This is a genomic window from Salmonella sp. 2020_1459 (assembly GCF_043847915.1).
Classification (GTDB): Bacteria; Pseudomonadota; Gammaproteobacteria; order Enterobacterales; family Enterobacteriaceae; genus Salmonella; species Salmonella enterica.
Window position 1 is genome coordinate 36,810 of record NZ_JBCMFA010000001.1, and the last position, 26,503, is coordinate 63,312.

The 26,503-nt window shown below is 47.7% G+C and carries 27 protein-coding genes and 10 pseudogenes; 17 read left to right on the forward strand and 20 right to left on the reverse strand.

From position 1 onward, the window contains the following. Positions 1-4: 4 nt before the first annotated feature. Entirely contained in the window at positions 5-358 is a 354-nt protein-coding gene (locus ACH0VJ_RS00190) for a YebY family protein (RefSeq protein WP_000722370.1), read from the forward strand. Positions 359-720: 362 nt separating this feature from the next. On the opposite strand, the pseudogene ACH0VJ_RS00195 reads toward ACH0VJ_RS00190, so the two are convergent. Both ACH0VJ_RS00195 and ACH0VJ_RS00200 read right to left on the reverse strand, forming a co-directional pair. Then, positions 721-1,643 (reverse strand): annotated as a pseudogene (locus ACH0VJ_RS00195) (tyrosine-type recombinase/integrase); the annotation flags it as partial. After that, a pseudogene (locus ACH0VJ_RS00200) lies at positions 1,643-2,368 on the reverse strand (exonuclease VIII); the annotation flags it as partial. The pseudogenes ACH0VJ_RS00195 and ACH0VJ_RS00200, both read right to left, overlap by 1 nt. Between ACH0VJ_RS00200 and ACH0VJ_RS00205 the strand changes: the two are divergent. Beyond that, a pseudogene (locus tag ACH0VJ_RS00205) lies at positions 2,357-2,548 on the forward strand (glycoside hydrolase family 19 protein); the annotation flags it as partial. The pseudogenes ACH0VJ_RS00200 and ACH0VJ_RS00205 overlap by 12 nt on opposite strands. 53 nt (positions 2,549-2,601) lie before the next feature. Beyond that, positions 2,602-3,135 carry a DUF2514 domain-containing protein gene (locus tag ACH0VJ_RS00210; RefSeq protein ID WP_001050883.1) on the forward strand — a complete coding sequence of 178 codons (534 nt, stop codon included), beginning with the start codon at positions 2,602-2,604 and terminating at the stop codon, positions 3,133-3,135. A 256-nt stretch (positions 3,136-3,391) separates the two neighbouring features. Here ACH0VJ_RS00210 and ACH0VJ_RS00215 read toward each other — a convergent pair whose 3' ends face one another. Together ACH0VJ_RS00215 and ACH0VJ_RS00220 are read right to left on the reverse strand one after the other, a co-directional pair. Next, a complete protein-coding gene (locus ACH0VJ_RS00215) occupies positions 3,392-3,559 on the reverse strand; it encodes a lytic enzyme (RefSeq protein WP_000789530.1) in 168 nt (55 codons plus the stop codon). Between the two features lie 64 nt (positions 3,560-3,623). Beyond that, positions 3,624-3,812, reverse strand: a complete 189-nt coding sequence (locus tag ACH0VJ_RS00220; protein ID WP_001537366.1) for a hypothetical protein — start codon at positions 3,810-3,812, stop codon at positions 3,624-3,626. Between the two features lie 54 nt (positions 3,813-3,866). On the opposite strand from ACH0VJ_RS00220, the gene ACH0VJ_RS00225 reads away from it, so the two are divergent. The 5 genes and pseudogenes from ACH0VJ_RS00225 to ACH0VJ_RS00245 form a co-directional block, all read left to right on the forward strand. Next, entirely contained in the window at positions 3,867-4,358 is a 492-nt protein-coding gene (locus tag ACH0VJ_RS00225) for a DUF1441 family protein (RefSeq protein ID WP_000348539.1), read from the forward strand. Then, a pseudogene (locus ACH0VJ_RS00230) lies at positions 4,345-4,948 on the forward strand (phage terminase large subunit family protein); the annotation flags it as partial. The gene ACH0VJ_RS00225 and the pseudogene ACH0VJ_RS00230, both read left to right, overlap by 14 nt. Continuing rightward, positions 4,911-6,142: pseudogene (locus ACH0VJ_RS00235) on the forward strand (tail fiber protein); the annotation flags it as partial. The pseudogenes ACH0VJ_RS00230 and ACH0VJ_RS00235, both read left to right, overlap by 38 nt. Next, positions 6,134-6,508, forward strand: a pseudogene (locus ACH0VJ_RS00240) (macro domain-containing protein); the annotation flags it as partial. The pseudogenes ACH0VJ_RS00235 and ACH0VJ_RS00240, both read left to right, overlap by 9 nt. Further along, positions 6,475-6,963 (forward strand): annotated as a pseudogene (locus ACH0VJ_RS00245) (tail fiber assembly protein); the annotation flags it as partial. The pseudogenes ACH0VJ_RS00240 and ACH0VJ_RS00245, both read left to right, overlap by 34 nt. Before the next feature lie 96 nt (positions 6,964-7,059). Here ACH0VJ_RS00245 and ACH0VJ_RS00250 read toward each other — a convergent pair. Both ACH0VJ_RS00250 and ACH0VJ_RS00255 read right to left on the reverse strand, forming a co-directional pair. Then, positions 7,060-7,260, reverse strand: coding sequence for a PagK family vesicle-borne virulence factor (locus tag ACH0VJ_RS00250; RefSeq protein ID WP_001751604.1), 201 nt, complete (start codon positions 7,258-7,260; stop codon positions 7,060-7,062). Between the two features lie 377 nt (positions 7,261-7,637). Then, positions 7,638-7,838, reverse strand: a pseudogene (locus tag ACH0VJ_RS00255) (IS3 family transposase); the annotation flags it as partial. Between ACH0VJ_RS00255 and ACH0VJ_RS00260 the strand changes: the two are divergent. Next, positions 7,829-7,954: a hypothetical protein gene (locus ACH0VJ_RS00260; protein WP_001574229.1), complete on the forward strand. Its 126-nt coding sequence runs from the start codon at positions 7,829-7,831 to the stop codon at positions 7,952-7,954. The pseudogene ACH0VJ_RS00255 and the gene ACH0VJ_RS00260 sit on opposite strands and share 10 nt — an antisense overlap. A gap of 513 nt (positions 7,955-8,467) precedes the next feature. On the opposite strand, the gene ACH0VJ_RS00265 is transcribed toward ACH0VJ_RS00260, so the two are convergent. Then, entirely contained in the window at positions 8,468-8,614 is a 147-nt protein-coding gene (locus tag ACH0VJ_RS00265; protein ID WP_001537204.1) for a hypothetical protein, read from the reverse strand. 14 nt (positions 8,615-8,628) lie between these two features. On the opposite strand from ACH0VJ_RS00265, the pseudogene ACH0VJ_RS00270 reads away from it, so the two are divergent. Continuing rightward, positions 8,629-8,775 (forward strand): annotated as a pseudogene (locus tag ACH0VJ_RS00270) (helix-turn-helix domain-containing protein); the annotation flags it as partial. A 326-nt stretch (positions 8,776-9,101) separates the two neighbouring features. Here the strand turns inward: ACH0VJ_RS00270 and ACH0VJ_RS00275 are convergent. The 4 genes and pseudogenes from ACH0VJ_RS00275 to ACH0VJ_RS00290 form a co-directional block, all read right to left on the reverse strand. Then, positions 9,102-9,716 carry a disulfide bond formation protein B gene (locus tag ACH0VJ_RS00275; protein ID WP_000848071.1) on the reverse strand — a complete coding sequence of 205 codons (615 nt, stop codon included), beginning with the start codon at positions 9,714-9,716 and terminating at the stop codon, positions 9,102-9,104. A gap of 9 nt (positions 9,717-9,725) precedes the next feature. Then, positions 9,726-9,884, reverse strand: coding sequence for a DUF5993 family protein (locus tag ACH0VJ_RS00280; protein ID WP_000480735.1), 159 nt, complete (start codon positions 9,882-9,884; stop codon positions 9,726-9,728). A gap of 132 nt (positions 9,885-10,016) precedes the next feature. Then, positions 10,017-10,931, reverse strand: coding sequence for a DMT family transporter (locus ACH0VJ_RS00285; protein ID WP_001233445.1), 915 nt, complete (start codon positions 10,929-10,931; stop codon positions 10,017-10,019). A 1,285-nt stretch (positions 10,932-12,216) separates the two neighbouring features. Next, positions 12,217-12,639: pseudogene (locus tag ACH0VJ_RS00290) on the reverse strand (tyrosine-type recombinase/integrase); the annotation flags it as partial. Between the two features lie 69 nt (positions 12,640-12,708). Between ACH0VJ_RS00290 and ACH0VJ_RS00295 the strand changes: the two are divergent. Next, on the forward strand, positions 12,709-13,917 hold the full coding sequence (locus ACH0VJ_RS00295) for an IS256 family transposase (protein ID WP_000343626.1): 1,209 nt from the start codon (positions 12,709-12,711) through the stop codon (positions 13,915-13,917). Between the two features lie 145 nt (positions 13,918-14,062). Here ACH0VJ_RS00295 and ACH0VJ_RS00300 read toward each other — a convergent pair whose 3' ends face one another. Both ACH0VJ_RS00300 and ACH0VJ_RS00305 read right to left on the reverse strand, forming a co-directional pair. Beyond that, positions 14,063-14,203: a hypothetical protein gene (locus ACH0VJ_RS00300; protein WP_001576018.1), complete on the reverse strand. Its 141-nt coding sequence runs from the start codon at positions 14,201-14,203 to the stop codon at positions 14,063-14,065. Between the two features lie 165 nt (positions 14,204-14,368). Next, positions 14,369-14,638: a hypothetical protein gene (locus ACH0VJ_RS00305; protein ID WP_012664556.1), complete on the reverse strand. Its 270-nt coding sequence runs from the start codon at positions 14,636-14,638 to the stop codon at positions 14,369-14,371. A 372-nt stretch (positions 14,639-15,010) separates the two neighbouring features. Between ACH0VJ_RS00305 and ACH0VJ_RS00310 the strand changes: the two genes are divergently transcribed. Next, complete coding sequence (locus ACH0VJ_RS00310) at positions 15,011-15,430, forward strand: GNAT family N-acetyltransferase (RefSeq protein ID WP_000354407.1); 420 nt, start codon at positions 15,011-15,013, stop codon at positions 15,428-15,430. Positions 15,431-15,816: 386 nt separating this feature from the next. Here ACH0VJ_RS00310 and ACH0VJ_RS00315 read toward each other — a convergent pair whose 3' ends face one another. Both ACH0VJ_RS00315 and ACH0VJ_RS00320 read right to left on the reverse strand, forming a co-directional pair. Beyond that, entirely contained in the window at positions 15,817-16,293 is a 477-nt protein-coding gene (locus ACH0VJ_RS00315; protein ID WP_000030946.1) for a hypothetical protein, read from the reverse strand. A gap of 329 nt (positions 16,294-16,622) precedes the next feature. Then, entirely contained in the window at positions 16,623-17,018 is a 396-nt protein-coding gene (locus ACH0VJ_RS00320) for a DUF1398 domain-containing protein (RefSeq protein WP_000422890.1), read from the reverse strand. A gap of 683 nt (positions 17,019-17,701) precedes the next feature. On the opposite strand from ACH0VJ_RS00320, the gene sopE2 reads away from it, so the two are divergent. The 4 genes from sopE2 to pphA all read left to right on the forward strand — a co-directional run bounded on the left by sopE2 (position 17,702) and on the right by pphA (position 19,747). Next, positions 17,702-18,424 carry an SPI-1 type III secretion system guanine nucleotide exchange factor SopE2 gene (gene sopE2, locus ACH0VJ_RS00325; protein WP_023240423.1) on the forward strand — a complete coding sequence of 241 codons (723 nt, stop codon included), beginning with the start codon at positions 17,702-17,704 and terminating at the stop codon, positions 18,422-18,424. A gap of 284 nt (positions 18,425-18,708) precedes the next feature. After that, entirely contained in the window at positions 18,709-18,873 is a 165-nt protein-coding gene (locus ACH0VJ_RS00330; RefSeq protein WP_001134856.1) for a membrane protein, read from the forward strand. Then, positions 18,864-19,079, forward strand: coding sequence for a hypothetical protein (locus tag ACH0VJ_RS00335; RefSeq protein WP_001574231.1), 216 nt, complete (start codon positions 18,864-18,866; stop codon positions 19,077-19,079). The genes ACH0VJ_RS00330 and ACH0VJ_RS00335 overlap by 10 nt, the downstream gene beginning before the upstream one ends. A 17-nt stretch (positions 19,080-19,096) precedes the next feature. Then, complete coding sequence (gene pphA, locus ACH0VJ_RS00340; protein ID WP_000986176.1) at positions 19,097-19,747, forward strand: protein-serine/threonine phosphatase; 651 nt, start codon at positions 19,097-19,099, stop codon at positions 19,745-19,747. An 18-nt stretch (positions 19,748-19,765) separates the two neighbouring features. Here pphA and ACH0VJ_RS00345 read toward each other — a convergent pair whose 3' ends face one another. The 5 genes from ACH0VJ_RS00345 to yebS all read right to left on the reverse strand — a co-directional run bounded on the left by ACH0VJ_RS00345 (position 19,766) and on the right by yebS (position 25,824). Continuing rightward, the gene (locus tag ACH0VJ_RS00345) at positions 19,766-19,957 is read right to left on the reverse strand and encodes a YebW family protein (RefSeq protein WP_000457838.1); all 192 of its coding nucleotides are present in this window, start codon (positions 19,955-19,957) and stop codon (positions 19,766-19,768) included. Between the two features lie 110 nt (positions 19,958-20,067). Further along, on the reverse strand, positions 20,068-20,304 hold the full coding sequence (locus ACH0VJ_RS00350; RefSeq protein WP_024131167.1) for a YebV family protein: 237 nt from the start codon (positions 20,302-20,304) through the stop codon (positions 20,068-20,070). Positions 20,305-20,421: 117 nt separating this feature from the next. Beyond that, the gene (gene rsmF / locus ACH0VJ_RS00355; protein WP_001670762.1) at positions 20,422-21,861 is read right to left on the reverse strand and encodes a 16S rRNA (cytosine(1407)-C(5))-methyltransferase RsmF; all 1,440 of its coding nucleotides are present in this window, start codon (positions 21,859-21,861) and stop codon (positions 20,422-20,424) included. Between the two features lie 77 nt (positions 21,862-21,938). Beyond that, positions 21,939-24,572, reverse strand: a complete 2,634-nt coding sequence (locus ACH0VJ_RS00360; protein ID WP_001535256.1) for a PqiB family protein — start codon at positions 24,570-24,572, stop codon at positions 21,939-21,941. Beyond that, positions 24,541-25,824 (reverse strand): membrane integrity lipid transport subunit YebS, encoded by a 1,284-nt coding sequence (gene yebS, locus ACH0VJ_RS00365; protein ID WP_001207294.1) that lies wholly within the window; start codon positions 25,822-25,824, stop codon positions 24,541-24,543. Before yebS ends, ACH0VJ_RS00360 begins: the two co-directional genes overlap by 32 nt. 128 nt (positions 25,825-25,952) lie before the next feature. Between yebS and ACH0VJ_RS00370 the strand changes: the two genes are divergently transcribed. Next, complete coding sequence (locus tag ACH0VJ_RS00370) at positions 25,953-26,450, forward strand: GAF domain-containing protein (RefSeq protein ID WP_001537418.1); 498 nt, start codon at positions 25,953-25,955, stop codon at positions 26,448-26,450. Positions 26,451-26,503 lie beyond the last annotated feature (53 nt).

Below are 26,503 nucleotides of genomic sequence, written 5' to 3' on the forward strand. Positions count from 1 at the left end.
ACGAATGAAAAAAATACTCCTTCCGGCGCTTCTGCTGGCCACTTCGGGCGTAGCGTTGGCGGCGCCGCAGGTGATTACCGTAAGTCGTTTTGAAGTAGGAAAAGACAAGTGGGCGTTTAATCGGGAAGAGGTCATGTTGACCTGTCGGCCTGGCCAGGCGCTCTATGTGATCAACCCCAGTACGCTGGTGCAGTATCCCTTGAATGCCATTGCCGAACAGCAAGTAGCGGAGGGTAAAACGCGTGCTCAGCCTATTGCCGTCATTCGAATCGATAACCCGGCGAAGCCCGGTGAGAAAATGAGTCTGGCACCGTTTATCGAACGTGCGCAAAAGCTTTGTGATCCATCCAATAGCTGACTGATTTTTAATAAAAAACCGTAAACCTTCACGAAAAGGCTTACGGTTTTTTATCTCTGATAACAGACAAAACGCCAGGTTTTTTCAATCACCTTCGTCACAAACTGGAAAACCTGGCGTCGTCATCTATTCTTAAAGGGCAAGGCGATTTAGCCTGCATTAATGCCAACTTTTAGCGCACGGCTCTCTCCCAAGAGCCATTTCCCTGGACCGAATACAGGAATCGTATTCGGTCTCTTTTTATTTGGATTATAAATCAATGGGTTATGTGTTTCCCCTCGAAATTTCCTCGAATTTCTGTATTCCGGTCTTTTTGGTTATATCACATCCAAATCCAGTTTAACATTTCTTTTACAACAAAATCAGAGCATCACGTAAGCTTTATTATCGCGTTCATCGAGATAGAGTTTCGTGGTGTTCTCTGAGGTGTGGCCCAGGAGTTTTTGAGCGAATTCCTCGCCGCGTTCGTCTTTGTACAACCGCCCGAGCAGGCTACGGATCTCGTGAAATGTCGGTGGGTTATAACTACATTTAACGTCTGAAATTTTTCTGGCTTTTACAAATTTCTTTGTCAGCCCATCCGGGTGAATATTCCCGGTCGGGCTATTTTTCCTGATTCCGGCACTGATCATGAAATCGGTTCTGCTTACCAGTCGGCAGCGATCGATAACCGTCCCGGACGTAACCCTGGCGCCTGAAGGATCAGGGATAGGGGGAATGCTATCTTCATTCCTGTCTTTATCTGGGTTACGTGTAGGCGACCATCAACGATATCACTAAACTTCATGTTAACTATATCCTCACGGCGTTGGCCAGTAACCAGCGCGAGATCCATCGCAAGAGGAAACCACACAGGCAGATATTCTGCCGCCGTCCGCGTGGCGTTATATGTTTCCAGTTGCAGGCGTTCCCTGGCAACCTTAATTTCAGGTGCTCGAGTTGGCTCAACCGGATTCGTTGTTATTCTTCCTTCCACAATTGCCTCACGAAACATGTCAGATAGTACAGACCTCATCGCCCCCGCCATCGTGTTTTTACCTTCCGCGATCCATGACTCCAGAAACTCAGCAATATGCCGCGTGGTCACCTCTGCCAGTATCATTTCCCCCATTTTTTCGCGTACGGTCGCTAATTGATTACTGCGAATCTTGTAGGTATTAACCGACAGACTCCGGCGCTGTAATAAAACCTCATAGCGATCAATCCATGCGGACACAGTGAATGAGTCCGTTCCTTTTAGTTTTTCAATAAGCGCCACTGGCGTGTGGTTTTGCGCTATGAAGTTGTACCTGATCCACCGTCCGTTGTAATTTCCTGTCCTGTATCGCCAGCCGTTTCCTGCTGGTTGCTCTCTTTCGGCGTTTCTCCATCTCTTTCTGTTCTGGCTTCCGTTTTTTCGGTCTGGTTTGAGGGGGGCGGGAATAGCGCTGATACATCGAAAGTCCCGTCCGCGTTTCTGGTGACAGCCTCCGGCTCTGCTGCTGGTTGTTTTTCCTCCTGCACCACTTCTTCTTTTTCACCCTGATTTGAGGCGCTGTAATTGTTATGAACCCACTTCGGATCGTTCGGGTCGCTGATGTCTTCGACATATTCACCGCGCGCGGCTGCCAGTTGTTTACCAACATCAACCGGGTTTTTGGGTGGAATGTTTTTACGTGCTTCGTGCAGTTCTGCCCGTATTTTCTGGTAGCCTGCTTCTGTCTGGCTTACAGGTGGTTCATTCTCCAGCGGCTGTGGGTCCGGATGATGTTCAGTTGTGTCCTGTTCCACTGCTTCAGGCGTTGCTGGTTCATCTGCCAGTTCGCCTGTCGGTTGCGGTTTTTCTTCATCACACTGAAATCTCCCTGCCTCAATATCCCGCAGACATTTGCCCGCCTGACTAAGCCTTGCTGCATTTTCTTCATGGGTTGTTGGGGTGTTATCAGGCACATATTCGTACCAGTCCGGATCGCGAACGCCATGAACGGCAAGAAAGCTTTCGCACCACGTTCGGCGAAGATCAGGATTACCGGGCTGGAGAATTACACCAGATGTGGCGTTACACTGAAACTGGATCTAGTGGCGAATCCAGGACAGCTTGAGCTAGAACGTCATGCCGCCCGATCCGCAGCGTGGCTTTTTGTGACTAAAGGGTGTCTGAAATATTCCGGCGACCTGGTACGTGTTACGCAGATCATCAACGGAGGGTAGAACGGCATCGGTGATCGGCGGGAGCGCTTTGAGAAAGCAAAATCGGTGCTGGTATGAATCTGTTATCTGCTCTTCTGAAAAGATACTGGTTGCAGCTGGTGTTTATTTTGCTGATGGCTGGTGCGTTTATCGCCGGTAATGTCTGGAGTGACAGGGGCTGGCAAAAAAAATGGGCAGATCGCGACAGCGCTGAATCCTCTCAGGAAGTCAACGCCCAGACCGCCGCCCGTATTATTGAACAGGGCCGCGTTATTGCCCGTGATGAGGCTGTGAAAGATGCACAAGCGCAAGCCGCTAAATCTGCTGCCACTGCTGCTGGCCTGTCTGCCACTGTTAGCCAGCTGCGTACCGAAGCAAAAAAACTTGCCACCCGCCTGGACGCCGCAAAGCACACCGCAAATCTTGCCGCTGCCGTCAGAAGCAAAACAACCAACGCCGACGCCAGAATGCTTGCCAACATGCTCGGAGATATTGCAGAAGAAGCTAAACATTATGCTGGAATCGCTGACGAGCGCTACCGGGCAGGAATGACGTGTGAACGAGTATATGATTCGGTGAGAGAGTCAAATAATTACAGGAGGCATTGAAACTCCCCCTGTAATATTGCTGTAAAAAAGTGACTACATATCATCAGATGGAACCAGATGAATAAGAACAGGTTTTTCACCAGATGAAACTGATAAGTACTCACTCAGTTTTGATATAGCTGAAATCTGTCTGAATAACCTGTCGGGGTGCTGGAATAACAACTTTCCGGAAATTCTTCTGCAATGGATTTTACTTTTAGTGACCATTCGCCTCCTTATCTGTAGAGGTGGGTAACGAATTTAAAAAGCATTCTGCTTACTTAGGGGGAACATCCTGATGACTGCCTGCAATATTGCAAATTCCATTTTCATTGTATGAACCACCTGAATCAAGGCACTCATCTTCCATCAGGAATTTCTGCGACCACATACCTGCATAAAAAACGATAATAATGGCTACGATAATAGTGATGATGTTTTTCATTTATGTTCTCTGTGTGTTGTTATTGAAAATGATAATCAATATCGCAAAATGAAATAAATAATCATTAAGTGGTAGTTGTTGATAATTGTTCGTATTTTAAAAAGGTACTCCCGGCGGGGCGGTCTGCCACGGGGCTGCAGCGGCGCGGGATTTGGCGCATTTTTGATTTTTCATGCATCATCATCATGTTGTAACTCTCTGTTTTAATGTCATTTATTTTTAAAAGATGATGGTTTGTATGTTTTTTGTTCATTATATTTTGTTTTTCCGGGGGAAGGCGCGCTAAGAAACAGCCCCAGAGGTAAAAATGGACGGCGAACTGAAGAACCTCAAATGCAATATCTGTCAGCTTGCCGCTATTACAGGGTTACATCGACAGACGGTTGTCAGTCGCCTCTCGGGCGTTCCTCTGGCACCGGGAAGCAATGAAAAAAACAAGCTGTATCTCCTGACGGATGTGATCCGCGTACTGATGGAAACGCCCGTTTCCCAGGCTGCTGAACATCAGGACCCGAATAAAATGACTCCAAAAGAGCGTAAGAACTGGTTTGACTCCGAAAAGGGGCGTTTCTGGCTGGAAAAAGAGATGAAGCAGGTCGTCCCGTTGCCGGAAGTCCGTCAACAAATAGCGGCGATAGTCAAGGCCATTACGCGGGTACTTGAAGTCTGGCCGGATAAACTGGAAAGGGATAAGGGATGGTCTGCGGATCAGCTAAACGAGGCCCAGGATGTGGTGGATGAGGTCAGAATACTGTTAGTTAAGGCAATACAGGAGACCGCAGACGATGACGGGGAATAAATATGGCTCCGCAGCGGCAGTACGCCGGGAGGTTGCTGAATATCTCAGGCCTCCACGCAGAATGCCGGTAGCGGAAGGAACAAAACAATTTATGTTTGTTCCCCGCGGTACCAATACGGCGGTTCCTTGGGATGACACGTTAGCGTCTCAGTCCTTCCCGAAATGACAACAACGTCCACGATAAAATGTTTCGTGATGGTTCATTCCTGCAAATTGGCTGGCCGTCCATAACCGTTTTTTCTTCGTCGGATTACAAGCGGGTGGCGCTGACCGACTATGACCGTTTCCCTGAAGATATCGATGGCGAGGGAGATGGTTTTTCCCTGGCATCCAAACGTACCACCACCTTTATGTCTGCGGGGATGACACTGGCAGAGAGTTCGTCTGGTCGGGAAATCACCGATGTGAAATGGCGGCGTTCTTCGCCGCACGAGGCCCCACCCACGACAGGCATTCTTTCTCTTTATAACCGGGGCGATCGCCGTCGGTGGTACTGGCCCTGTCCACACTGCGGCGACTGGTTCCAGCCAGCGATGGAAAACATGGTGGGGTATGGGGGAGGTACAGACCAAAGCCCCGCTGGACAGTCCGGCACTGACCGGTACGCCAACGGCACCAATGCCGGAAACCACAGCTGCAGGTATTGAAATTGCCACGGCAGCGTTTGTGGTTGCGAAAGTGGCGCAGTTGGTTGGTTCTGCGCCGGAAGCGCTGGACACCCTGCAGGAACTGGCTGACGCGTTGGGAAACGATCCGAACTTTGCCATCACGGTACTGAATAAACTGGCGGGCAAGCAGCCGCTGGACGAAACCCTGACGGCGCTGTCAGGAAAAAGCGCTGATGGTTTTATCGAATACATTGGTTTACGGGAAACGATAAATCACGCCGCCGATGCGTTACATAAATCACAGAACGGTGGCGATATTCCGGAAAAGCCGCTGTTTGTACAAAATATCGGAGCGCTCCCTGCATCAGGTACGGCTGTTGCAGCGAACAGACTGGCATCACGCGGCGCGCTTCCGGCACTGACTGGCACGACAAGAGGCAGCGATAGCGGCCTGATAATGGGCGAGGTTTACAATAACGGTTATCCAACGCAATACGGGAATATTTTGCGTCTGACCGGAACCGGTGATGGGGAAATTCTCATTGGCTGGAGCGGGACAAACGGTGCGCCAGCGCCCGCATATATTCGCAGCCATCGAGATACCGCCGAGGCTGAGTGGTCCGAATGGGCAATGCTCTATACCACACTAAACCCACCTCCGGATTCGCATCCAGTAGGGGCGCCGATAGCATGGCCGTCTGATGCACCCCAGCCGGTTACGCCCTGATGCAGGGGCAATCGTTTGATAAATCTGCTTACCCGTTACTGGCTATAGCGTATCCGTCCGGCATTATCCCTGACATGTGAGGCTGGACAATCAAAGGCAAGCCCGCCAGCGGTCGAGCCGTGCTCTCACAGGAAATGGACGGCAACAAGGCGCACGGACACACCGCGCGGGCGCAGGATACTGATTTAGGGACAAAATCTACCTCATCCTTTGATTACGGTACGAAATCGACCAATACCACGGGCAACCATACTCACCAGTTCGGCGGTTATATCAATTCATACTGGGGAGATTCCAATCACACTTCATTTCAGCTAGGAGGTGGTGCGTGGACACAGGCCGCTGGCGACCATGCGCATACAGTTTATATCGGAGGACACGAGCACACCATTTATATCGGTCCACAGGGACACGTCGTTATTGTGGACGCAGACGGTAATGCGGAAACCTTTGGTCTTATGGACGGCGGTGTGGATGCTGCTATTACGGCATATTTCGGGTCGCAATTACAGGAACGGGTACAGCAAAATATCATCCGTGAATACCTGGGGGAACAGCCCGTCGGCACCGCCTTTGTTATTGAAACGGGTAACAGTAAACATCCGTGGCTGGTTCACGCCCCGACGATGCGCGTTCCGCTGATTATTGACGGCACCGACGCGGTTTATAATGCAACACGGGCTGCGTTACTGGCAATTTTTCAGCACAATAAAAGCGCCGGAGAAGACCGGAAAATTACATCTGTTGCATTACCTGCAATGGGGGCCGGATGTGGTCAGGTCCCCCCGGACAGCGTCGCCCGGCAAATTGTACTGATATAGCCCCTCCTGATATTCCCTCTAGTCATATTGCTGTTTTTGACGCTGAAACCCAAACGTGGAGTCTGCAGGAGGATCACCGCGGCGAGACGGTTTACGACACAACAACCGGCAATCAGGTTTATATCTCCGATCTTGGTCCGCTACCTGAAAACGTCACATCAGTTTCACCAGGTGGTGGATACAAAAAATGGGATAGTAAGGCTCAGGTCTGGATGAATGATGAAGCTGCGGAGGCCGCAGCCAGACTTCGTGAAGCTGAAGGAACGAAAAACAGACTCCTGCAAATAGCGTCTGAAAAAATCGCGCCGTTACAGGATGCAGTGGATCTGGACGAAGCAACCAATAAAGAAAAAGCTTCTCTTCTGGCATGGAGAAAGTACCGGGTACAGGTAAACCGTGTTGATACTTTAAAGCCTGTCTGGCCGGAGAAACCAGCCAGTAGTTTATAATTTGTCAGGAAAGCTCAGGCCTTATTTATAGCAAATATGAAGAAGGCCTGTCTGTCATAACTGATATGGTTACTGGCTAGTATATTAAATTTATACTCAATAACCTCTACACATTTTAAACCAATCTTCAGGGAAGGGTATGTCAGCAGGCCAAAGATTACACCACTTTTTAGGCATTGGCTTAATTGTTTCTTCTTTTTTATGATCTTGAGAGTCTGCCGCTATTGTAAGAGCAGGATATAGTGAAGATGGTAATATTAAAACCATTGCTAAAAATACGCTCTTAACGTGTTTCATAATATGTTACCTGTTAAATTGTGGCACACTATCCTTACGGTTACAGCATCCTTTACTATAGATATTAAACGTTATTCATTACCATCAGGTGAGTAAATAAAAACCATTTATAAAATATTTAACTTAAATAAAAATGATAAGCACTATTATATTTTATTTTCAATGTAAATTAATTCATGTGAAAGTGATTTCATGTGCTTTTCAAATCATGGCTGGCTCGCCCCCCCGGAGGAACAGGCCAGTTAACATTATCAGGAGTGTTTGTTATATCAATCAACTTCACTTCATTCTTGTAAGCCAGCCACACTAACAGTTTTGATCCTGTCCGCGTATTGTGGACACAGCCTTAAGCGAGGTTCTGGTTTTCAAATTGTTCCGGACTGAGATCGCCGCAGACCCTGACGGCGCAGGCTGGACGCTATCGTTTTACATTGTACCTCAGGCCCCAGGTTCACTTCCTCAGCAAGCCGGGGCGCACCGTAGCGCTGTTTTGCCTAGCTGAAGGCCTCTCTTACGACATTGTCGCAGTCCTGCCGGAACTGCTGGTGGGTATTAACGACTGTGCGCCTTGTTTGCCAATGCTGATTCCGAACTCATTCTGACGCCGATCATCATTGCCGTGTTGCTCGCGCCTGGTTTCAGCAAAAGCATCACGCTGGCTATACTGCATTTCTTTTTCCGCAGGGAGAAGTGAGTAAATGAGTATGGAAATGGAGCTTTCCCTATAATGGCGGCTGAAGCTAATCATGTGTCATGTATTGCAAATGTCAAAGTGATAAATAAAGTTTCAACAGTCTGTGTTTTTTGTGAAAACGACTCGCTATGGTGTTAACCCTATATGAGGGACTGATTGAACATCAGATATATCCCGGCTTATTTAATACTGCTTACTATGAGGGTAATAATATGTTTTCTCTTATTAAATCACGTAAAGTTTTATTCATAACAACTCTTCTGCTGTTGTCGTCTGCTGCCCAGCCAGCGTTCGCCCTGGGGTGCATAGGGGACGGTGGTAGCACTGCAGACTGTGCAAAGGTTTGTTCCCTGGCGGCAGGTTTAGGCCCCCTTGGTTTTCTCATTTGCTTTTAATGTCTGAGAAGTGGTTATCCTGAGCCTTTCCTGTTCATGTAGTGAAGGCCCATTCAGAACATCATATTTAAACTATCGTAATGGAACAAAGAGTTACTTTAAAGAGCTCTTTGTTCCTTTAACCTTGATGAAGATGGTCAACGTCTGGTTTTACAATTCCGATACAGGCAGGATAGCTGCTATGTTTGTTATCCATCTGGAAGGTTATCTGGCTGATAGCATCAAGCGCCAGTTGTGGCCATTGCTTCAGTACCCAGTGTGCCACTACAGTGCCACTACATTGGTGGCCGTAGGCCAAAACTGACGCCGGAGCAATGGGCGCAGGCAGGGTGCCTTATTAGGGCAGGAGTACCGCGACAGCAGGTAGCGATTATTTATGATGCGGGGCTGTCGACGCTGTACAGAAAATTCCCTGTGTTAGGGTAATGCAGTATTTCCACGGTGCGTGCCACCCAAATATGTGCTGTGGATGCTTTATAGGGTGTGCCATTTTTGTGTCAAACATGGTGAAGCATCATTCTATTTCTAACATCATGTGCCATTGAGTTGAGCAATGGGAATGCGGAAATGTGTATTTGAAACAGTTAGTTAAATGTGATTCTACTAATTCGTAATGCGAAGGTTGTAAGTTTGATTCCTGTTATTGCAACATTTCAATGTTACTGTAACTTCCGTGTTAGCCCATAACCATTCCAATTTCTACAAGACAGGTGCTTGCTATATATTTACCAATCAGTCATTTTAAAAGTGCGTCATAACCGGAGAACTGCCCTCGTCAGGAGGCCTGTTTTCAGAAAGGCAATATCCTGTTTCGACAGTAGCTTATATGTGACCGGGTTAGCAGCACATTCCCCTCCGCCACATTCCAGTACAGTTGAAATAAGGTTGGCAGTAATCAGTAATAGAAATACCCAACCGACAATACTGAACAGGTTCGGATTAATATTCAATGAACGAAATGCAACATTCATGCTACTGATTGCCAGAACTACCGCAACAGCAATAATAATGAGAATTGACGTAATCAGAGTCCAGGTATAAAAGTGTAATCCAAAAAATGCAGAACCATATCCTGTGTCACCGGGCATGATATGCAAACATATTTGCCGGGATGCCATAACTCCGGTCAGGATACTGCCAATAATTACCATCCCGTAATGTATACCTCGTAGACCAAAGCAGAGGTTAAATAAAAAGCCAAAACCGGTGATGATGAGGCCAGCCCGCTGTAATAAGCAAATTGGACAAGGCAGCTCATGCCTAACGAGTTGATAATAAAAGGCTACAACCAGAGCAACGCATATCCCAAGGAGTCCCACCTGATTAATCAGATGAACAAATGTTGTTGGATGATGATGCGTTTTCATACACACTCCTTAAAATGACAAAGTCAGCGAATTGGTCATATGATGAATGAATGATAAAATAGTGACGATGAGTAAAACGGCCCACAGAATGTAGCTGACTTTATCCTTTCTGTTTATGGCCCCCATTGCCACGCTCAGTGCAAGCAAGAATGGCAGAAACATGAACATAAAAAACTCCTTTATTACATTGCTTGTTAATATAATCGCTGTGTATTACCGGGTCTGTATTCCAGCTTATCCACCCCGCATTAGCCGGAGCTCAGTAAGGCATCAGGAATTATTTGCGTTATTATAAATCGATTATTTCTGTGATGAGTTATCCCGGCATCTGCTGGTTACAGGGATATTTCTGGCGACAAGAGTAAGAAATATCCCGATAACTAATGGTATAATAAGCAGCATTGAGTGTGTTGAAATAGCATATCCATAAATATAGTCTTCCAGACTTACCGCAATCAGCGGAAAGATAAGAAATACAAGCGAAGCCTGGAAGGCATTAGCCTTTTGCTGAAGTGCAAAGTAGCACAGGATACCAAAAACTCCGGCAAAAGCCCCGAGATACAGGGTAGCTAATATTGAGTGTACTGAGAAGGTTGATACTTGTGGTCTTTCAAAAAACCATCCTGTCGCAGAAAGTATCAACCCAGCTAAAAGGCACGGGAGCGCATTAAATGTGATAACAGAGACAGTACAACTTCTTTTCTTACATTGTGTATATATTATGGCATGGATTAACACAGCAGAAATAAGCGCAGTGATACCCTGCCAGTGACTCTCTGTACTTGTATTCGTTTCTTCAAGAAGTATCCCCGTCAATGCAGTGATTGCGATAGTTAAGCCTGCGATCTGCATTAGTTTCGCTTTTTCATTTAGAAACAAAACCGATGCTATCAAAACGGCCACAGGCATATTCGCAAAGATAATGGCGGCAAGCCCAGAGTTGACATAGGTTTCACCATAAATCATTAGTGAGAAAGGAATGCAAAAATAAAAGATGCATATCACAAACTGGAATAATCGTTGTCCGGGAGGAAACAACAGTGTTTTTTTTCTTAACCATGCAATGATGATTAAAAAAGGTGCTGCAAACATAAACCTCATTCCGGTTGCAAACACTGGAGGGATAGTTTCAACGGCAATTCGCATAGCCAACCATGTAGTCCCCCAGGTCAGTGAAACTAGCATGAATAATATAGATATCGACACCTTGCGCATAAGATCCTCTCCATAAAAAAATTAATTTAGCTTTTTAGCTAGAAAAAAGTAGCGTTTTCTTCACTGTGTTTTTTATATGTTTAGATAAAAATTTCTCTATCAGAAGACGCAGTTATGCTGAATGAGAAAAATAAGAAATGACTCAGGCTGTTACCACACGATTGTCCACTGCGCCTGCAAGACCTGGCAGCAGTTGTCGATTTAATATCTATTCTTGCTGGAAGGCATAAAACGCCTTGAAGATGAAGAGCTCATCATTAGTCGGGTCCCTTGTTGAGCCAGGACAGGTTTAACTTATCGCTTTCAACCCTTACGATGATAAATGATCTTATCCACCCATAATGGACATACGGCTAAATGAGTAAATTCTCAAGTAAGAGGCAGGATCTGTATCAACCAGTAAGAAGCCCCAGAAACAGCACCGGCTGAATTCCGTCAGGAAGCTCTGAAACTCGCTGAATGTACGTTGCCCGCGAACGATTGTTAATCAGCGCCATAGCAAGAATAATTGTTTGTTTCACAAGGAGATAGAAAAAACTATAGCTTTGCGCCGGGGCGGAGGCAGGAGGAGATAACTCGTTGTAATAGAATGTTTTTATATGGCGACCTTAAGAGAAATGCTTTCGCCTCGGTATACCCCCCGCTATGAAGACCTGCTTCAGGTTAAGTGGCAGGTTTATCCCGATTTTCACATTCCTGATGTGATGGAACCGCAGCCACATCGTATGCAAGAACGGGCTGCGGCAAGCTGGCGATCGTTCGATAGTGCGAGTATTGAATGGTTGCCAGTTGCGGCGGATTTTACTTGTTCAAGATGACTAACCAATGTGTTTAATCTGAAACTAGCCACCTGTTCAACTTTTCGCGATCGCTTTTGTTGGCATCACTATTAAGTCTTCGTCTACATGGGTATTTGGCATCGGGAGTCCCCCAATGGAAGAGGGGAGTGATGTATTGGGCAGTTAATTTGTTTGGTCGGGGGATTTATACGCAAAATGGCCCGAAATATGTCCGAATTAAAACGTAAAAAGTGATAACTAATTGAATCTATTAGAATCAAAAATAACATATTCCAATCGTTAAAATCACTTAATTAATATGTAACATTATGAATTTAAAGAGAAATATCAATGGTTGCCGTAAGCGGGAATCGTATTCGGTCTCTTTTTTTCTTATAAATCAGTTGCTTATGATCAATAATCCGAAATTTTCCAGAATTTCTGTATTCCGGGCTTTTTCGTTATATCAGATCCAAATCCAGTTTAACATTTCTTTTACAGCAAAATCAGAGCATCACGTAAGCTTTATTATCGCGTTCATCGAGATAGAGTTTCGTGGTGTTCTCGGAAGTATGTCCCAGGAGTTTCTGAGCAAACCCTTCCCCGTAAGCATCTTTATACAGTCGTCCGGATAAGCTGCGGATCTCGTGAAACGGCGGTGGGTTTTCACTGAAATTTATTCCGGTCAATTTTCGTGCCGCAACAAATTTTTTAGTCAGGCTATCAGGATGAATACTCCCGTTCGGGCGGTTTTTGCGTATGCCAGCGCTGATAAGGTATTCGCTACGGCTTACCAGGCGGCAACGCTCAATCACCGTACTGAGGCGTAAACCCATGGAAGGAAGGTTGAGCGGAAGTGGCAGAGCGATTTTCATCCCGGTCTTGATTTGCTTAACGTACAGTCGCTCATCAATAATGTGACTGAACTGAGACTGTAAGTAAAATTGTGTAATTGCCTGTCTTTGATATGTTCACTCCAGTAACGGAGACAGGCAATTATGGACGAAAAGAAACTCAAAGCCCTTGTGGTTGAACTGGCTAAAGGCCTTAAAACCGAAGCCGACCTCAATTCGTTTTCCCGTATGCTGACGAAATTAACCGTCGAAACGGTGCTCAATGCGGAGCTGGCTGACCACCCCGGGTATGAGAAAAATGCGCCCAAAACAGGCTCAAACACCCGTAATGGTTACTCGTCCAAAACGGTGTTGTGCGATGACGGCGAGATAGAACTCAACACACCGCGTGACCGTGAAAACATCTTCGAACCACAGCTGCTTAAGAAGCACCAGACGCGCATTACGCAGATGGACAGCCAAATTTTATCCCTCTACGCCAAAGGCATGACTACCCGCGAAATCGTCGCCACCTTCAAAGAGATGTACGACGCCAATGTGTCACCCTCGCTGATATCTAAAGTCACCGACGCCGTAAAAGAGCAGGTCACTGAGAGGCAAAACCGGCAACCGGATGCGCTGTACCCCATTGTTTATATGGACTGCATTGTCGTCAAAGTCCGTCAGAATGGCAGCGTAATCAACAAAGCCGTCTTCCTGGCACTGGGTATCAACACCGAAGGCCAGAAAGAGTTACTGGGTATGTGGCTGGCCGAAAATGAAGGCGAAAAGTTCTGGCTAAGCGTGCTGACGGAGCTGAAAACCCGGGGCGTTCAGGACATCCTGATTGCCTGTGTGGATGGTCTGAAGGGCTTCCCGGATGCGATAAACAGCGTCTTCCCGCAGCCCCATATCCAGCTGTGCATTATCCATATGGTGCGTAACAGCCTGAAATACGTAGCCTGGAAAGACTACAAAGCCGTCACCAGCGGCCGGAAGATGGTCTATCAGGCCCCGACCGAAGAGGCGGCACTGATGGCGATGGATGCGTTCGCGAAAGTCCGGGACGATAAATATCCGCAAATCAGCAAAAGCTGGCGTGCGCACCGGGAAAACCTCAATACGCTCTTCAGTTATCCGCCGGATATCCGCAAGGCCATCTATACGACAAACGCAATCGAATCCCTGAACTGCGTGATCCGTGCCGCGATTAAGAAACGCAAGGTGTTCCCAACGGATGACTCAGTACGAAAAGTTATTTATCTGGCAATCAAGGATGCGTCAAAAAAATGGAGTATGCCGATCCAGAACTGGCGGCTGGCGATGAGCCGTTTTATTATCGAGTTCGGTGACCGCCTGAGCGATCACCTTTAATAACTGGGCAGTTACACAGAATTACTGACAGGCTCATTCTTTTGTGTTGCGCATCTCTGTTTCTATTGTTTTAGATAGCCATGAGAGCTCTGTTGCTGAGAGTTTTAGTCGTGGGGTTCTTTCTTCTGTACCGGGTGGTCGCATTTCAAAACTGCAGGAACATCTGCTGAATACTGTATACTCCTGTATTTTGCATGTTGTTGAGATCAGTGTGCAATTCCTCGGTACTGGCTTGTTCTGTATAGGTCTGGAGATTTCTGGGTAGTGTCCTTGTGGACCTGAACATATGTTTTTGATTGAAAATGGCATCGTGTTTTATCCTTTACGCTGTGAAATGTTGTTTTGTGCTCTTCTGTTGTGATTGGTGATGTGACGGGATCGTCCATGCACCCTTCCTTTTATTGACGGCGTATCAGTCCATTGATGCCATGCTCGCTTAATTTGTCCAGCATCAGCAAGCCGTCGTTTTCTTTCTGCTGCAATTCAAGCAACTTAAACCGTATTTCGTTAAGTAAAGGTTTAATAACTCCGCGCTTGCGAACCACCTTTTTGATAACGTCTTTTTCGAAGTATAAACGGCAGAAGTGATTTTCATAATTCGCCTACACTCTTCACCCTGCGCTGGCAAATCTTCAACGCTGAAAGGCTGGGGAGAAGGGCGTCCAGTTGCTGAACGGAGAGCGAACCATACGCCCTGATTCCACGTGTTATCAAACTTCATACCGTGGTTATCATCCAGACAAGGCGCTTGAGGTTGCTCATGTCTTTTGGGGAAAGAGGTTCGGTGGTAGGTACTGGATATCCTGGATCGGGAAGTGGGTTCCACTGGTGCCAAATACAGGGGGCTGGTAAACCGGGTGGATACCTCAAATCCTGACAGGCCAGAGCACCAGCCTGATAAAATCGTATTACTGATTTCTAACCAGTGGCACATTAATTGTACCGGCTCAGACTCCAGCTGACAGTCTGCTTTAAGCTGTGAGTAGCGGACGTGGCCTGCCCCCAGGAGTAAAAACAAACTTTCTATTGATACATTTAATTAACTTATTTATAACGTTATATTCCAAATACAAACTTGTTCAATTGGGCATGTATGGACATTCAAATCACACATCAAGTTACTGAATTTGATAAAGAAGAACTATTAACCGGATTAAGAAGCTACAATGCTCAGTTCGTCGATTTTAGTAAAAATGGGCAGCTTGGGGTCTACTGCAGAAACGAAAGCGGCGAAATGGTAGGCGGATTAATTGCTGACAGAAAAGGTCCGTGGCTCTGCATCGACTATCTTTGGGTAAGTGAATCTGCAAGGAACTGCGGTCTGGGGAGCAAACTTATGGCGATGGCCGAAAAAGAAGGTTTGCGGAAAGGCTGTGTTCATGGACTTGTAGATACCTTTAGCTTCCAGGCTCTCCCTTTTTATGAAAAACAGGGTTATATACTTCAAATGTCGCTACCGGACTTTCCTAAAGTAGGTTCGCAAAGGCATTATTTAATTAAGCTCGGTTTATAGCTTTGCTGCATTTGAATACCCATAGCTTTATGAAAGCTGTAATCAGGTAGCTTTAAAATATATCGTACCGTTGGCCTGTACACACCATGATCAGCGTCCGCTTCTGGCACAGGGCGGACAGTCAGATTAGGTTTGGCGCTGTGCCATAGATATGTCAGCTCACATTTGAGCTAATACCCCTGGCATGGCTAGAGGTACTCAGACAGCCGCTTGTAGGCGACATGGTCCGGATACAAAAACATATTGCGCTGTTATATAAACTGTAAACTGGGCTGTGCGTATAATACAAATCTTTCACTCAGAGAAACCTGCTGACAGCGTTAGTACTCCATTAATTAATTTTATACTGAATCTCTGTGGTATGGCACAGGCGTTTAGAAGACAGTTCAATTGCGATCTGCTGGCTGGGATTTCGTCGCGCCGCTCAAAAATGCACAGAGTTTTTCACCCGCCGTCAATGGCTCAATGGGCGTTTTTCCGAGGGCGGTCTCAGTCATGACGATGGCAGGACCAATAAGCATGGACCATACTTCACTCGCGTCTTGCTCAAGCGATGTGAAGGCAAGGAACAGTGTTTTATCTGAAGGAAAGCGGTGCTGAGTATTAAAAAGTTTCAGCCAGGCGCGGGACTGCCGGTCGGCCTGTGCTGATCGCGTGCCGAAGCGGAGTACTCTTTTTAGTATGGCGATACCCACAATGCCTGGCCCCAGAATAAAGGGACTCCCGACGTTTATGGTGACGCCGACCCCGAGAAAAACGAGGGCGAATGACAGCACGTTATCTACTCTTCTGGTAAGAGTACTGTATAGCTTTTCCAGAGAGTACCGGTAAAGAATTTGATAACTGATTTCATCCTTGCTCATACATCTCCAGATGTTTTTTCGATTACGCTCCGGTATGCTCCCGGAATCCTGACAGATTCTGCAATTATGCCACACTTCCTGGAGGGTATTAATTAGATAGAATATAAATAGAAGGCAAATATTTTGAGCTTTTAGTCGATATCGCTTTGAATATCATTTCTCCTGCACCAGGAGATGCTGTTGTCGAGAATCGTGTCAAACGTTGCTGCGTCGGTCGGACTGCACAGGGTAACTCTCGCAGTCAGACTCTCATTATGGTCTCTAAATTGGATAACCCGCAGTCGTAACACGCCGGATGTCACGACTGACGCTATTATTACCCTGGCTTGTTAAAGCGGCATGACCACATTTTCTATATATAATAATTGGTTGTCTTTCGACCAGTATTGTCGAGTTTTTTGGTTTAATTCAACAATCCATTTAAAAACGCCTGCCGTTGCCAGATCAGTACAGTATTTTTCATAGGAATGCTCCCCCGAAAAGTGTTTATCTGAAGTCAATTTTATTAATTGCGTATTCGGTGTTGAATTGACTTTAATCAGCTTTCTATTGCTTTTAATAGAAATGAAGTGGCCTGCATGAGTGATAATTTTCACATTGCCGGTAGCAACAAAATAGATGTAATAAGCGATATTATTATATTCCAGATCGATTAGAAATGCGTTGAAATTTGCATCCTTTCTGACGCGCTCGAAAAAGTGGTTAAGCATAAGCTGTAATTCCATTTGTTAGCCTATTGTAAGTTATAATGTTATATGTTGTGTTAGAGTATTGTTGCTTAAAAGCAGCCATACAAAGATGTTACCTAAAAGCAATAATAATCGCCTGGTATCATATAGTTTACGTTATGATTGGAATAGTGTTGCAATTGTTACTGATTATTTCTCGTAGCGCGTTTTTTTGACCACTAATAGATGCGTCAATCCATTTCATTTGTAGTTTTTCTGAACGTCATGAAAAGTCATAATATATAAAAATCAGTTAATTAATTGATGTTTAGATAAGGATTACAGTGACGGAGAGGTTTGGCGTGGCGACTTTATAGGTTTTGAAAAAGCGGCTAACTCGCTGGCAGGATAACTGACAGTCAGCGTTTGAATGGGGGCGAAAGCGTAACAACATCAGCATAAATAATAATATTCATGAATGTTTTGTGTGACGCAGCAGTTGAATTGAAGTGATGTTTTGTCTGTTCAGGATTGTCCCGATAAAAATGTTTCTCGATAAAAGTCGATCACCTTGCGCCGAAAAAAAACAGGCTAAGTGACAGAAGAACAAAATCCATCAGGAAAATAAAATTTATAAATATCAATGAGTAAAAATGGTTGTGGAGAAGGTGGCTATTTTTTGAAAGCAAGAAATATAAACAAAGTGTAGCTATGCATAGTTATCTAAAAGGAGAACTACCGTGACTAACATAACACTATCCACCCAGCACTACAGAATCCATAGAAGTGACGTTGAACCAGTAAAAGAAAAAACAACGGAGAAGGACATTTTTGCGAAAAGTATTACTGCCGTTAGAAATAGCTTTATCAGCCTGTCGACGAGTCTGTCAGATCGTTTTAGCCTGCATCAACAAACAGACATACCGACTACCCATTTTCATCGTGGGAGCGCCTCTGAGGGTAGGGCAGTATTAACCAGTAAAACTGTTAAAGATTTTATGCTACAAAAGCTCAATAGCCTGGATATCAAAGGTAATGCGAGTAAAGATCCGGCCTATGCTCGTCAGACATGCGAAGCCATATTATCAGCCGTGTACAGTAATAATAAAGATCACTGTTGTAAATTACTCATCAGTAAAGGGGTCAGTATTACCCCCTTTCTGAAAGAGATAGGAGAGGCTGCGCAGAATGCGGGGCTACCTGGGGAGATAAAAAATGGTGTATTTACTCCAGGTGGGGCAGGGGCGAATCCTTTTGTCGTCCCCCTCATTGCTTCCGCGAGTATTAAATATCCGCATATGTTTATAAATCATAATCAGCAGGTATCTTTTAAAGCGTATGCTGAGAAAATCGTTATGAAAGAGGTTACGCCGCTGTTTAATAAGGGGACGATGCCAACGCCACAACAATTTCAGTTAACTATAGAAAATATTGCGAATAAGTATCTTCAGAATGCCTCCTGAAGGTAGTAAATACAATACTGCTATTAACCATATGAATTAATAGCAGATTTTCTGAAACTATATATTCATTTTTATGGCGACGCTTTTAACAAAACGTCGTCATATTTATTTTAATATAAAAATCAAATGGATACACTTAAAACTTAAAATAATTGTTATTACTCTAAATGCCGGTATAACCAGACAGCTTTTTTTGAAACGCTGCGTGTTGTTAAGTTTATGATACCCGCGCACGGATGATGTCTCGATAAGGATTAATGGTCTGTTAACTGTCAGGAGAGGTTATGCCGCCTTTAAAAAAAATTGTGCTGCGCCTGTTTGTGGGGGCGATGGTCGCCACGGTAACGACACCTGCATTGGCGCTGGTTTGCCTTGAGGATCACTCCGCTAAAGAGTGTGCTATATCGTGTGCTGAGGCGATGTGGTTTATGTTTCCGATATGTTTTTAAGGAGGAAGAGTATTGAAGGTGAACAGGCGATAGTGAGTAGCTCGCTGCGCCAGGGGATAACCCTCCCCTGGCGCAGCCAGTTATATTTTATTGCGATGATAACAAAGCATTTACTCGCTAATGGTGAAATTCGCTATTTACAACAGCGCACGCTTACTAAGCAAAAAAATCTGCACACGCTATCTTTTTATATCTGTCCTGGATAATGAACGACAGGAAAAACATGATGCGGCCTGAAGAGATTTATCAGCGAATAGAGGCAAAGAATTGGCGGCATGTCTGGGTGGTTGGCGATATTCACGGCTGTTTTTCAATGTTAATGAAAAGGTTACGTGAGTGTCGATTTGATCCGCAACAAGACTTGTTAGTTTCTGTGGGCGATCTCATTGATAGAGGCCCGGACAGCCTGGGTTGCCTGGCTTTACTGCGTGAGTCCTGGATGACGGCGGTTCGCGGCAATCATGAACAAATGGCGCTGGATGCGCGGGCCTCATCGCAGTCGACGCTGTGGTTGATGAATGGTGGCGACTGGTTTACCCGCCTGACCGCTGAACACGCTGCGCAAGCTGAAGCGCTTTTTATCCTTTGTCAGCGACTGCCCTGGATACTGGAAGTTCGCTGCCGCCATAGCACGCATGTGATCGCTCATGCTGATTATCCAGCGTCAACCTATCAATGGCAAAAAAAGGTCGACTTACATCAGGTTCTCTGGAGCCGCGAACGGCTCATAAATAAGCGCGGTGGGATTAGCGGAGCCGATCATTTTTGGTTTGGCCATACGCCGTTGCGCCGGCGCATGGATTTCGCCAACGTACACTATATTGATACGGGCGCGGTATTTGGCGGGCAATTGACGTTAGCGCGGATACAATAGCGGTATCAGCGACCAGGGTTAAAAATCGCTATATTGCTGCGCAGGTCGCCAGAAGCCGTCGATAAAATCCTCTACCGGAAAACAGCCGCCATGGCGAATCCGTTGATCGTCCATCGAATAAAGACACTGCTGCTCGGTATCGTAGATGTCCACGACAATATCCTCGCATCCTCCATCCAGGTAACATACAAAAAGTACCAGCGCGAACATTACATCCTCAATGTTAACTACTTTACACGATAGTGTAGGAGAGGTTAGCGCAGGGGGGAAATGAGAAAAGGAAGAATAAATAACCCGCCTGGCGACGGGTTCTTTTTGAGTCAGGCAAGACGCATGACCCAGGCATCAGATTTAGGATCGTAATGATTACGGAACAAAACGGAATGTTCCCCGTTGAGAATGGCGGGAACGCTGGTTTCGGCATCCCAGGCGTCCAGTTGCATACATAAATCCGGATCGGATTTACAGGGGATTGTTAACGTTCGCTCCCCCGGCGATTCGCCATGTAATTCGGCATCGTCGATTTCAAAAGCGCCAATGCGCACACTGGTTTTCATCATCGTGCTCTCCGTTAATACGCTAATTGTGGTACGACCAGTTTAGCCGTCCATTTTTCAGCGTAGTCAACGTACGCAAAAGCGCCAGTCAAAAAGTGCGGTTTTTTTGTGCGCCTTTTAACTATTACCAGTAAAGAGTTTGCCATCACGTACCAGTTCACGCGGGTAACTGTTCTTTATTCTTGAGCCGATACGTTTTGCCAGACCAAGCGGCTGATGCTGGAACGTCACCAGGACATCATCAGCGGCAGGGGGTGTTTGCGGATAAATATCCCGACCGCGATACCACTCCTCCGCCTCTTGCACAGAAAGTTCGAACGCGTGAGCATGAGTCGGGCAGGCAAGGGCTATCGTCGCCTCATGTTGCCAGCGATAGCCTTTATTATGACTTTCGGCCAGCTTAATGCCGAGCCGGGAAAAACGGACTTTTCCGATCAGTGATTCAATTTCTGCCGGGAACAGCCAGACCTCTTTTTCACGCTGCCAAAGATGGAGATTTTCATCCCATAACAGTCCGACGGCGTTGGCCGCCTGGGTAACGTGTAATGCTTCGCGGCCTTTGAGGGGGGTAAAAGGAAACGCCCCCACTTTATACCCCGGCGCGGGCATGGCTGGAAGGGATGACATTTTACGCAGACGTGCGACGAAGAATCCTTCGCAGTCGTAAATTTGCGGGAAGACGTGCAGGAAGCCTTCCGGGGTGAGGGCGCGGTCAGCGTCAGGAAACAGATCACCCAGCGGCAAAAATTCAACGGCGTCGGCGTAGGTCTCTTTCAGCCAGAGGCAGACCGCTTCGTTTTCCTGGCGATTTAACGTGCAGGTGGAGTAGACCAGCGTGCCGCCGGGTCGTAAAGCATGAAAAGCGCTGTCGAGCAGTTCCCGCTGTGTCGCCGCGATATCCAGATTGCTTTCTGGCGACCAGTTTTTTAGCGCATCAGGATCTTTACGTACTACGCCTTCGCCAGAGCAGGGCGCATCCAGCAGGATAGCGTCAAACATCTCCGGTAACGCAGCGCCAAATACGCGGCCATCGAAATGCGTCAGTGCGGTATTGGCGATTCCACATCGGCTGATATTAGCGTGCAGAACTTTGACGCGGCTGGCCGAAAATTCGTTGGCCAGAATGGCGCCGCGGTTCCCCATGCGGGCAGCGATCTGCGTGGTTTTGGAGCCAGGCGCCGCTGCCATATCCATGACCCGCTGCGGATGATTATCATCGGCGAACAGGGCCGCGACCGGCAGCATCGAACTGGCCTCCTGAATGTAAAATAGGCCGCTTAAATGCTCAGCGGTACTGCCAAGCGGCAATGCCTCTTCATCATCGCGCTCGATCCAGAATCCTTCATGACACCACGGAATTGGCGTGAGCGACCAGCCGTAGGGCGCGATTAGGGCAAGGAAATCAGCCACGGAGATTTTAAGCGTATTGATGCGTATACTGCGGCGCAACGGGCGTTGGCAGGCCGAAATAAATTCATCAAAAGAGAGCGTGGAAGGCATTGCTTCACGCATTTGCGTCAGAAAAGCGTCAGGAAAATAGACAGCGTGTTGAGCCACAGGTGTATCGCCGGCAAAAAAACAGGCGCGCAGTGTAGCATAAAACGCTCCGGCGCGAGTACGCCGGAGCCGGGTGTTTAACGTGGCAGAGCGGTACCCCATTCACGCCACTCTTTCGGTTCGCTCTCTTGTAACAGGAAATGCTTACCGGCTTGCGCTTTTGGCGCCAGCGGCGTACCTGGTGGAGTAGCGAAGGCGATACCGCCACGGATGAACTGATTAAATGTCCCCGTTTTCACCACGCCGCCTGTCAGACCAAAGTCGAGACTATAGCCGGAGGCAAGCCAGAATACGGAGTTATTACGCACCAGATATTGGTAACGCTTACTGATGCGCAAGGTGATCATCACGCGATCGGAGAGCGACCCCAGGGACATTCCGGTGACGGTTCCCACTTCGATACCGCGAAACAGGACGGGGGTACCAATATTAAGCGAGCCTGCTTCTGGCGCCTCCACGACGATGCTTAACCCATCCAGATAGCGTGAGTCGGTAATCGTGGCTTCCTGCAGTTCAAAGTCGCGCCGTGCCGCGCCGCGTCCTGGCTCAACGTTAATATAGGGCTGGAGAATCGTATCCAGATGCTCGACGCCCGCCGCGGAAATTTGTGGCGTGATAACGGAAAAACGTGTCCCGGCGCGGGCAAATGTCTGTACATACTCCGGATAAAGTACGGCTTTTGCCTGCACTTCATTACGTGCGGTGATCAATTCCAGCGTCTGGATCTGGCCGATATCAATACCGAGGTAACGAATGGGCATCCCTTCCGCCAATTTTCCAGCGTCGAACGCGTGCAGCGTAATTTGTCCGCCTACCGCGCGGGCGGAAGTTTCTGAAGCATAAAGAATGCGTTTATCGCCTTTGCGCCGACTGGCGCTGGCGCCGCTCAGGTTATCAAAACTAATGGCCCCTTTCAGCGCGCGGGAGAGTGGCGAGGCCTGTACCGTTAGGCCGCTGCCGTTAAGTTGCACCTTCGCGCCGCCTTCCGCCCAGAACACGCTATTGCTGGTTAACAGGTGGCGATATTCCGGCTTAATATGCAGGTCGATGTCAAAGGTATTGGCGCGTGGGCGAACGGTGATGACTTCGCCTACTTCAAATTTTCGATACAGCACGACGGAACCTGCCTGGACATCCGGCAACGTTTCGGCCGTCAGCGTTAAGGTGGTAGTCGGTAAGTCACTGAGGCTATTTTCCAGCGCTTTTTCCAGGTTAGCATAGAGCGGGTAGGTGGATTTCATCTTCCCGCTCGTACCGGGTAAAATACGAATTCCGCCGTCAATCCACTCGCTGGCGCTGGCGCCGAGGAACTCTACGCCGTCAAGGCCGACTTTGACATCCACCCGGCTGTTGACCACGAATTTACTGTCGCCCTGTACCAAATCCCGGTGCTGCGGTTCAATCGCGACGATGAATGACACGCCTTTACTGGATAAGTTGCGCTCAATGACCTGGCCAATTTTTACGCCATGTAAAATTAACGGCTGGCCCGGTTCGATACCGTAACTTTCCGGGGCCGTCAGCGTCAGGGTTAAGGCATTCGCCTCATGCAGCAGGGCCTTTTCACCCGGCACCACCACAAATTCACTGCGCGGTTCGCCGTCGCCCGGCACCAGCTCGAAGGTTTTTCCGGTTAACAACGAACTGATATTCGCGTCGCTCAGCGACAGTTTGGGATTGCGTAACTCAATACGCGTATTTTCCCGCATCAGCGGAACAACGCTGGGATCGACGGTCATCTCTCCGGTGACTTTACCGCCAGGGTTGAGCGTCAGTTTAGAAAGCTCACCCACCTCCAGTCCCTGGTACATGAGCGGCGTAGATTCCGCCTTCAGACCGTCTCCGCTGGGCAGCTCAAGTTTAACGATTACCCCTCGTTGGCTGTGGGCTAAATCTTTATATAAGCCGAACGTGTCATCCTGGGCGGCGGGTTTGGAATTGTCCGGCGAATCAAACGCAATCGCGCCATTGACCAGGGCTGCGAGGCTCTCCAGTTTCACCTTCGCGCCGCTCAGGCTTAGATCGGCGTCAATGCCGGAGACATTCCAGAAACGGCTGCCTTTTTTCACCAGATCGGTAAACCGTCGCTCAATCAGAACGTCAATCGTCACGCCCTGTTTGTTAGGGTTAATCGAATAGTCATACACCCGTCCGACAGGGATTTTACGGAAATAGACCAGTGAACCGCTATTAAGCGAACCGAGATCCGGCGCATGGAGATGAATCATCAGATCGCCGTTGCTAAGCCGGTATTTAGGCTGTGTATCCAGGGCGACGAAATGATCTCTGGGCTTGCCTTTACCTGGCATCATACCGATGTAATTCCCGCCGACCAACGCATCCAGGCCGGAAACGCCCGCCAGCGAGGCTTTGGGCGTCACCAGCCAGAATTGCGTCTCTTCGCGCAACGCATCTTCCATATCTGATTTGATACTGACGCGAACTTCAATTTTGCGCAGATCTTTGCTCAGACTGACATCTTCCACGGTGCCGACTTCTACTCCCTGATAACGCACGGGAGTACGGCCCGGTACGATACCGTCCGCCGACATAAAATCGATAGTCACGCTATTGCCGCGATCCTGGTAGCTATCCCATACCAGCCACCCCGCGATCATTAGCGCGATAAGCGGTAGCAGCCAGAAAGGTGAAATACGGCGTTTGGTTTTAATTTGCGCTTCAGTCTTCGAAGCGGGCGTTTCCTGACTCATGTGCATCCCAAAGTAAGCGGCTATCCAGCCATTCCACTGCAAGAATAGTCAAAATTACCGCTGCGCCGAAATAAAACGCAGCCGGTCCCATAGTAAAAGCCAGAATCTGATCGCGATTAATCAGAGACATGGTTAACGAGATAACGAAAAGATCCAGCATCGACCAACGGCCTATCCATGTCACCAGACGCAGCAACAGAATTCGCGTCCGCAGTCCCTGTTGGCATTTAAAATGGATACTCAACAGTAGCGTAAACATCACGATGACTTTGGTAAACGGCACCAAAATACTGGCGATAAAAACGACGGCGGCGACGGCGATATTGCTGCTGGCAAGCGACATAATGCCCGACAGGATAGTATCTTCCTGACGCCCGCCATTAATGTAGATTACCGAGATAGGCAGCAGGTTTGCCGGCAGCAAAAAGACAATAGACGCCAGCAAGGCCGCCCAACACTTCTGTATGCTCTGTTTTCTGCGTAACCGTAGCGGAATATGACAACGCGGGCAGCGTCCTTTCGCATCCGGATAGCCGCTAAAGTGGCAGCCAAGACAGACGCGCAATCTTTCGTCCGCACGTTGAGCAGGGCGCTGCGGATAAAATCGTTCCCATAGTTGCTCCACATTCAGATGAATCATAGTCAGAATGCTAAGAACCACCAACGAGACGAACGCTAAAAGCCCGATGCCCGGCTGCAGAAAGGCATAGTCCTGCACTTTGATAGAGGCAACGCCAATACCGACCAGATAGATGTCCAGCATCACCCACTCTTTCAGTTTTTCCAGCATCAGCAGGACTGGACGCAGATTCATGCCGAGGAGGCTGCCAAACCACAGGTAAGCAATTGAAAAAACCAGAATAAGCGGCGCGCCCACCACGCAAAAGAGCACCATTGCGGCGGTTAACGGATCGCCCTGCTGCGTCATTTGCCAGATGCCGTGCATCACATTGGCATCAATGCGTACGCCCAACAGGTAGATATGGAGTAACGGTTCGCTCCAGGCAAACGGCATCAATAGCAGCATGGTTACCGCCATCGCGGTCAGCCGCGTCAGCGACCAGTCGCGCCCATCGCGAATTTTGGCCTGGCAACGAGGACAATAAGCGCTTTGATGAGCGCTCATCTCCGGCAAGCTGAACAGCATGTCGCATTCAGGGCAGCGCTGGTAGTGGCTGCGCGGCAGCGCTTCGCTAATTGACCTGATCGTTAGCTTTTTTGTTGGCGTGACGTGTGAGGTGTTCAGAGCCATGTATCGTGAATCAAAGTGTTAGAATAATGTAATCTTAACTCATGACAGGAATAATCTTGAGCAAGAACGCATTTAATGCTTATTTTAATAGCCTGTGTTTAGGAGTAAGACCACGAAGTGATTATATAATGAGCAAAACAGAACTATACGCGGCGTTAAACCGCGATTTTCAGTCGTTAATGGCAGGTGAAACCAGCTTTCTGGCCACGCTGGCGAATACCAGCGCGCTACTGTTCGAACGTCTTACCGAGGTGAACTGGGCGGGATTTTATCTCCTCGAAGGCGATACGCTGGTGTTGGGGCCGTTTCAGGGGCGAATCGCCTGTGTGCGGATTCCGGTTGGTCGCGGCGTGTGCGGCGCAGCGGTAGCGCAGAATAAGGTTCAACGTATTGATGATGTTCATGCGTTTGACGGCCATATTGCCTGTGATGCCGCCAGCAACGCCGAAATTGTGCTGCCTGTCACGGTTGGCGAACGGATTATCGGCGTGCTGGATATAGATAGCACGGCGTTTGGCCGTTTTACCGAAGAAGATGAACACGGCCTGCGTACGCTGGTCGCACAGCTTGAAACCGTGCTTGGAACGACGGATTACAAAAAATTCTTTGCGAGCGTCGCAGGATAATCAACGGATAACGTAGCAATTACTGATGGCGTCATTATAATGACGCCTGTTCA

Excerpts from the sequence above, each read along its gene's own strand:
- ACH0VJ_RS00300 (WP_001576018.1), bottom strand. The coding sequence starts at position 14,203 with ATGTTCAGGTCCACAAGGACACTACCCAGAAATCTCCAGACCTATACA.
- ACH0VJ_RS00310 (WP_000354407.1), top strand. The coding sequence starts at position 15,011 with ATGGACATTCAAATCACACATCAAGTTACTGAATTTGATAAAGAAGAA.
- ACH0VJ_RS00350 (WP_024131167.1), bottom strand. The coding sequence starts at position 20,304 with ATGAAAACCAGTGTGCGCATTGGCGCTTTTGAAATCGACGATGCCGAA.
- ACH0VJ_RS00335 (WP_001574231.1), top strand. The coding sequence starts at position 18,864 with ATGTTTTTAAGGAGGAAGAGTATTGAAGGTGAACAGGCGATAGTGAGT.
- ACH0VJ_RS00220 (WP_001537366.1), bottom strand. The coding sequence starts at position 3,812 with ATGAACAAAAAACATACAAACCATCATCTTTTAAAAATAAATGACATT.
- ACH0VJ_RS00330 (WP_001134856.1), top strand. The coding sequence starts at position 18,709 with ATGCCGCCTTTAAAAAAAATTGTGCTGCGCCTGTTTGTGGGGGCGATG.
- ACH0VJ_RS00285 (WP_001233445.1), bottom strand. The coding sequence starts at position 10,931 with ATGCGCAAGGTGTCGATATCTATATTATTCATGCTAGTTTCACTGACC.
- ACH0VJ_RS00215 (WP_000789530.1), bottom strand. The coding sequence starts at position 3,559 with ATGAAAAACATCATCACTATTATCGTAGCCATTATTATCGTTTTTTAT.
- ACH0VJ_RS00275 (WP_000848071.1), bottom strand. The coding sequence starts at position 9,716 with ATGAAAACGCATCATCATCCAACAACATTTGTTCATCTGATTAATCAG.
- ACH0VJ_RS00315 (WP_000030946.1), bottom strand. The coding sequence starts at position 16,293 with ATGAGCAAGGATGAAATCAGTTATCAAATTCTTTACCGGTACTCTCTG.
- ACH0VJ_RS00370 (WP_001537418.1), top strand. The coding sequence starts at position 25,953 with ATGAGCAAAACAGAACTATACGCGGCGTTAAACCGCGATTTTCAGTCG.
- ACH0VJ_RS00210 (WP_001050883.1), top strand. The coding sequence starts at position 2,602 with ATGAATCTGTTATCTGCTCTTCTGAAAAGATACTGGTTGCAGCTGGTG.
- ACH0VJ_RS00320 (WP_000422890.1), bottom strand. The coding sequence starts at position 17,018 with ATGGAATTACAGCTTATGCTTAACCACTTTTTCGAGCGCGTCAGAAAG.
- ACH0VJ_RS00305 (WP_012664556.1), bottom strand. The coding sequence starts at position 14,638 with ATGAAGTTTGATAACACGTGGAATCAGGGCGTATGGTTCGCTCTCCGT.
- ACH0VJ_RS00190 (WP_000722370.1), top strand. The coding sequence starts at position 5 with ATGAAAAAAATACTCCTTCCGGCGCTTCTGCTGGCCACTTCGGGCGTA.
- ACH0VJ_RS00345 (WP_000457838.1), bottom strand. The coding sequence starts at position 19,957 with ATGTTCGCGCTGGTACTTTTTGTATGTTACCTGGATGGAGGATGCGAG.
- yebS (WP_001207294.1), bottom strand. The coding sequence starts at position 25,824 with ATGGCTCTGAACACCTCACACGTCACGCCAACAAAAAAGCTAACGATC.
- pphA (WP_000986176.1), top strand. The coding sequence starts at position 19,097 with ATGATGCGGCCTGAAGAGATTTATCAGCGAATAGAGGCAAAGAATTGG.
- ACH0VJ_RS00250 (WP_001751604.1), bottom strand. The coding sequence starts at position 7,260 with ATGAAACACGTTAAGAGCGTATTTTTAGCAATGGTTTTAATATTACCA.
- ACH0VJ_RS00360 (WP_001535256.1), bottom strand. The coding sequence starts at position 24,572 with ATGAGTCAGGAAACGCCCGCTTCGAAGACTGAAGCGCAAATTAAAACC.
- ACH0VJ_RS00280 (WP_000480735.1), bottom strand. The coding sequence starts at position 9,884 with ATGTTCATGTTTCTGCCATTCTTGCTTGCACTGAGCGTGGCAATGGGG.
- ACH0VJ_RS00225 (WP_000348539.1), top strand. The coding sequence starts at position 3,867 with ATGGACGGCGAACTGAAGAACCTCAAATGCAATATCTGTCAGCTTGCC.
- ACH0VJ_RS00295 (WP_000343626.1), top strand. The coding sequence starts at position 12,709 with ATGGACGAAAAGAAACTCAAAGCCCTTGTGGTTGAACTGGCTAAAGGC.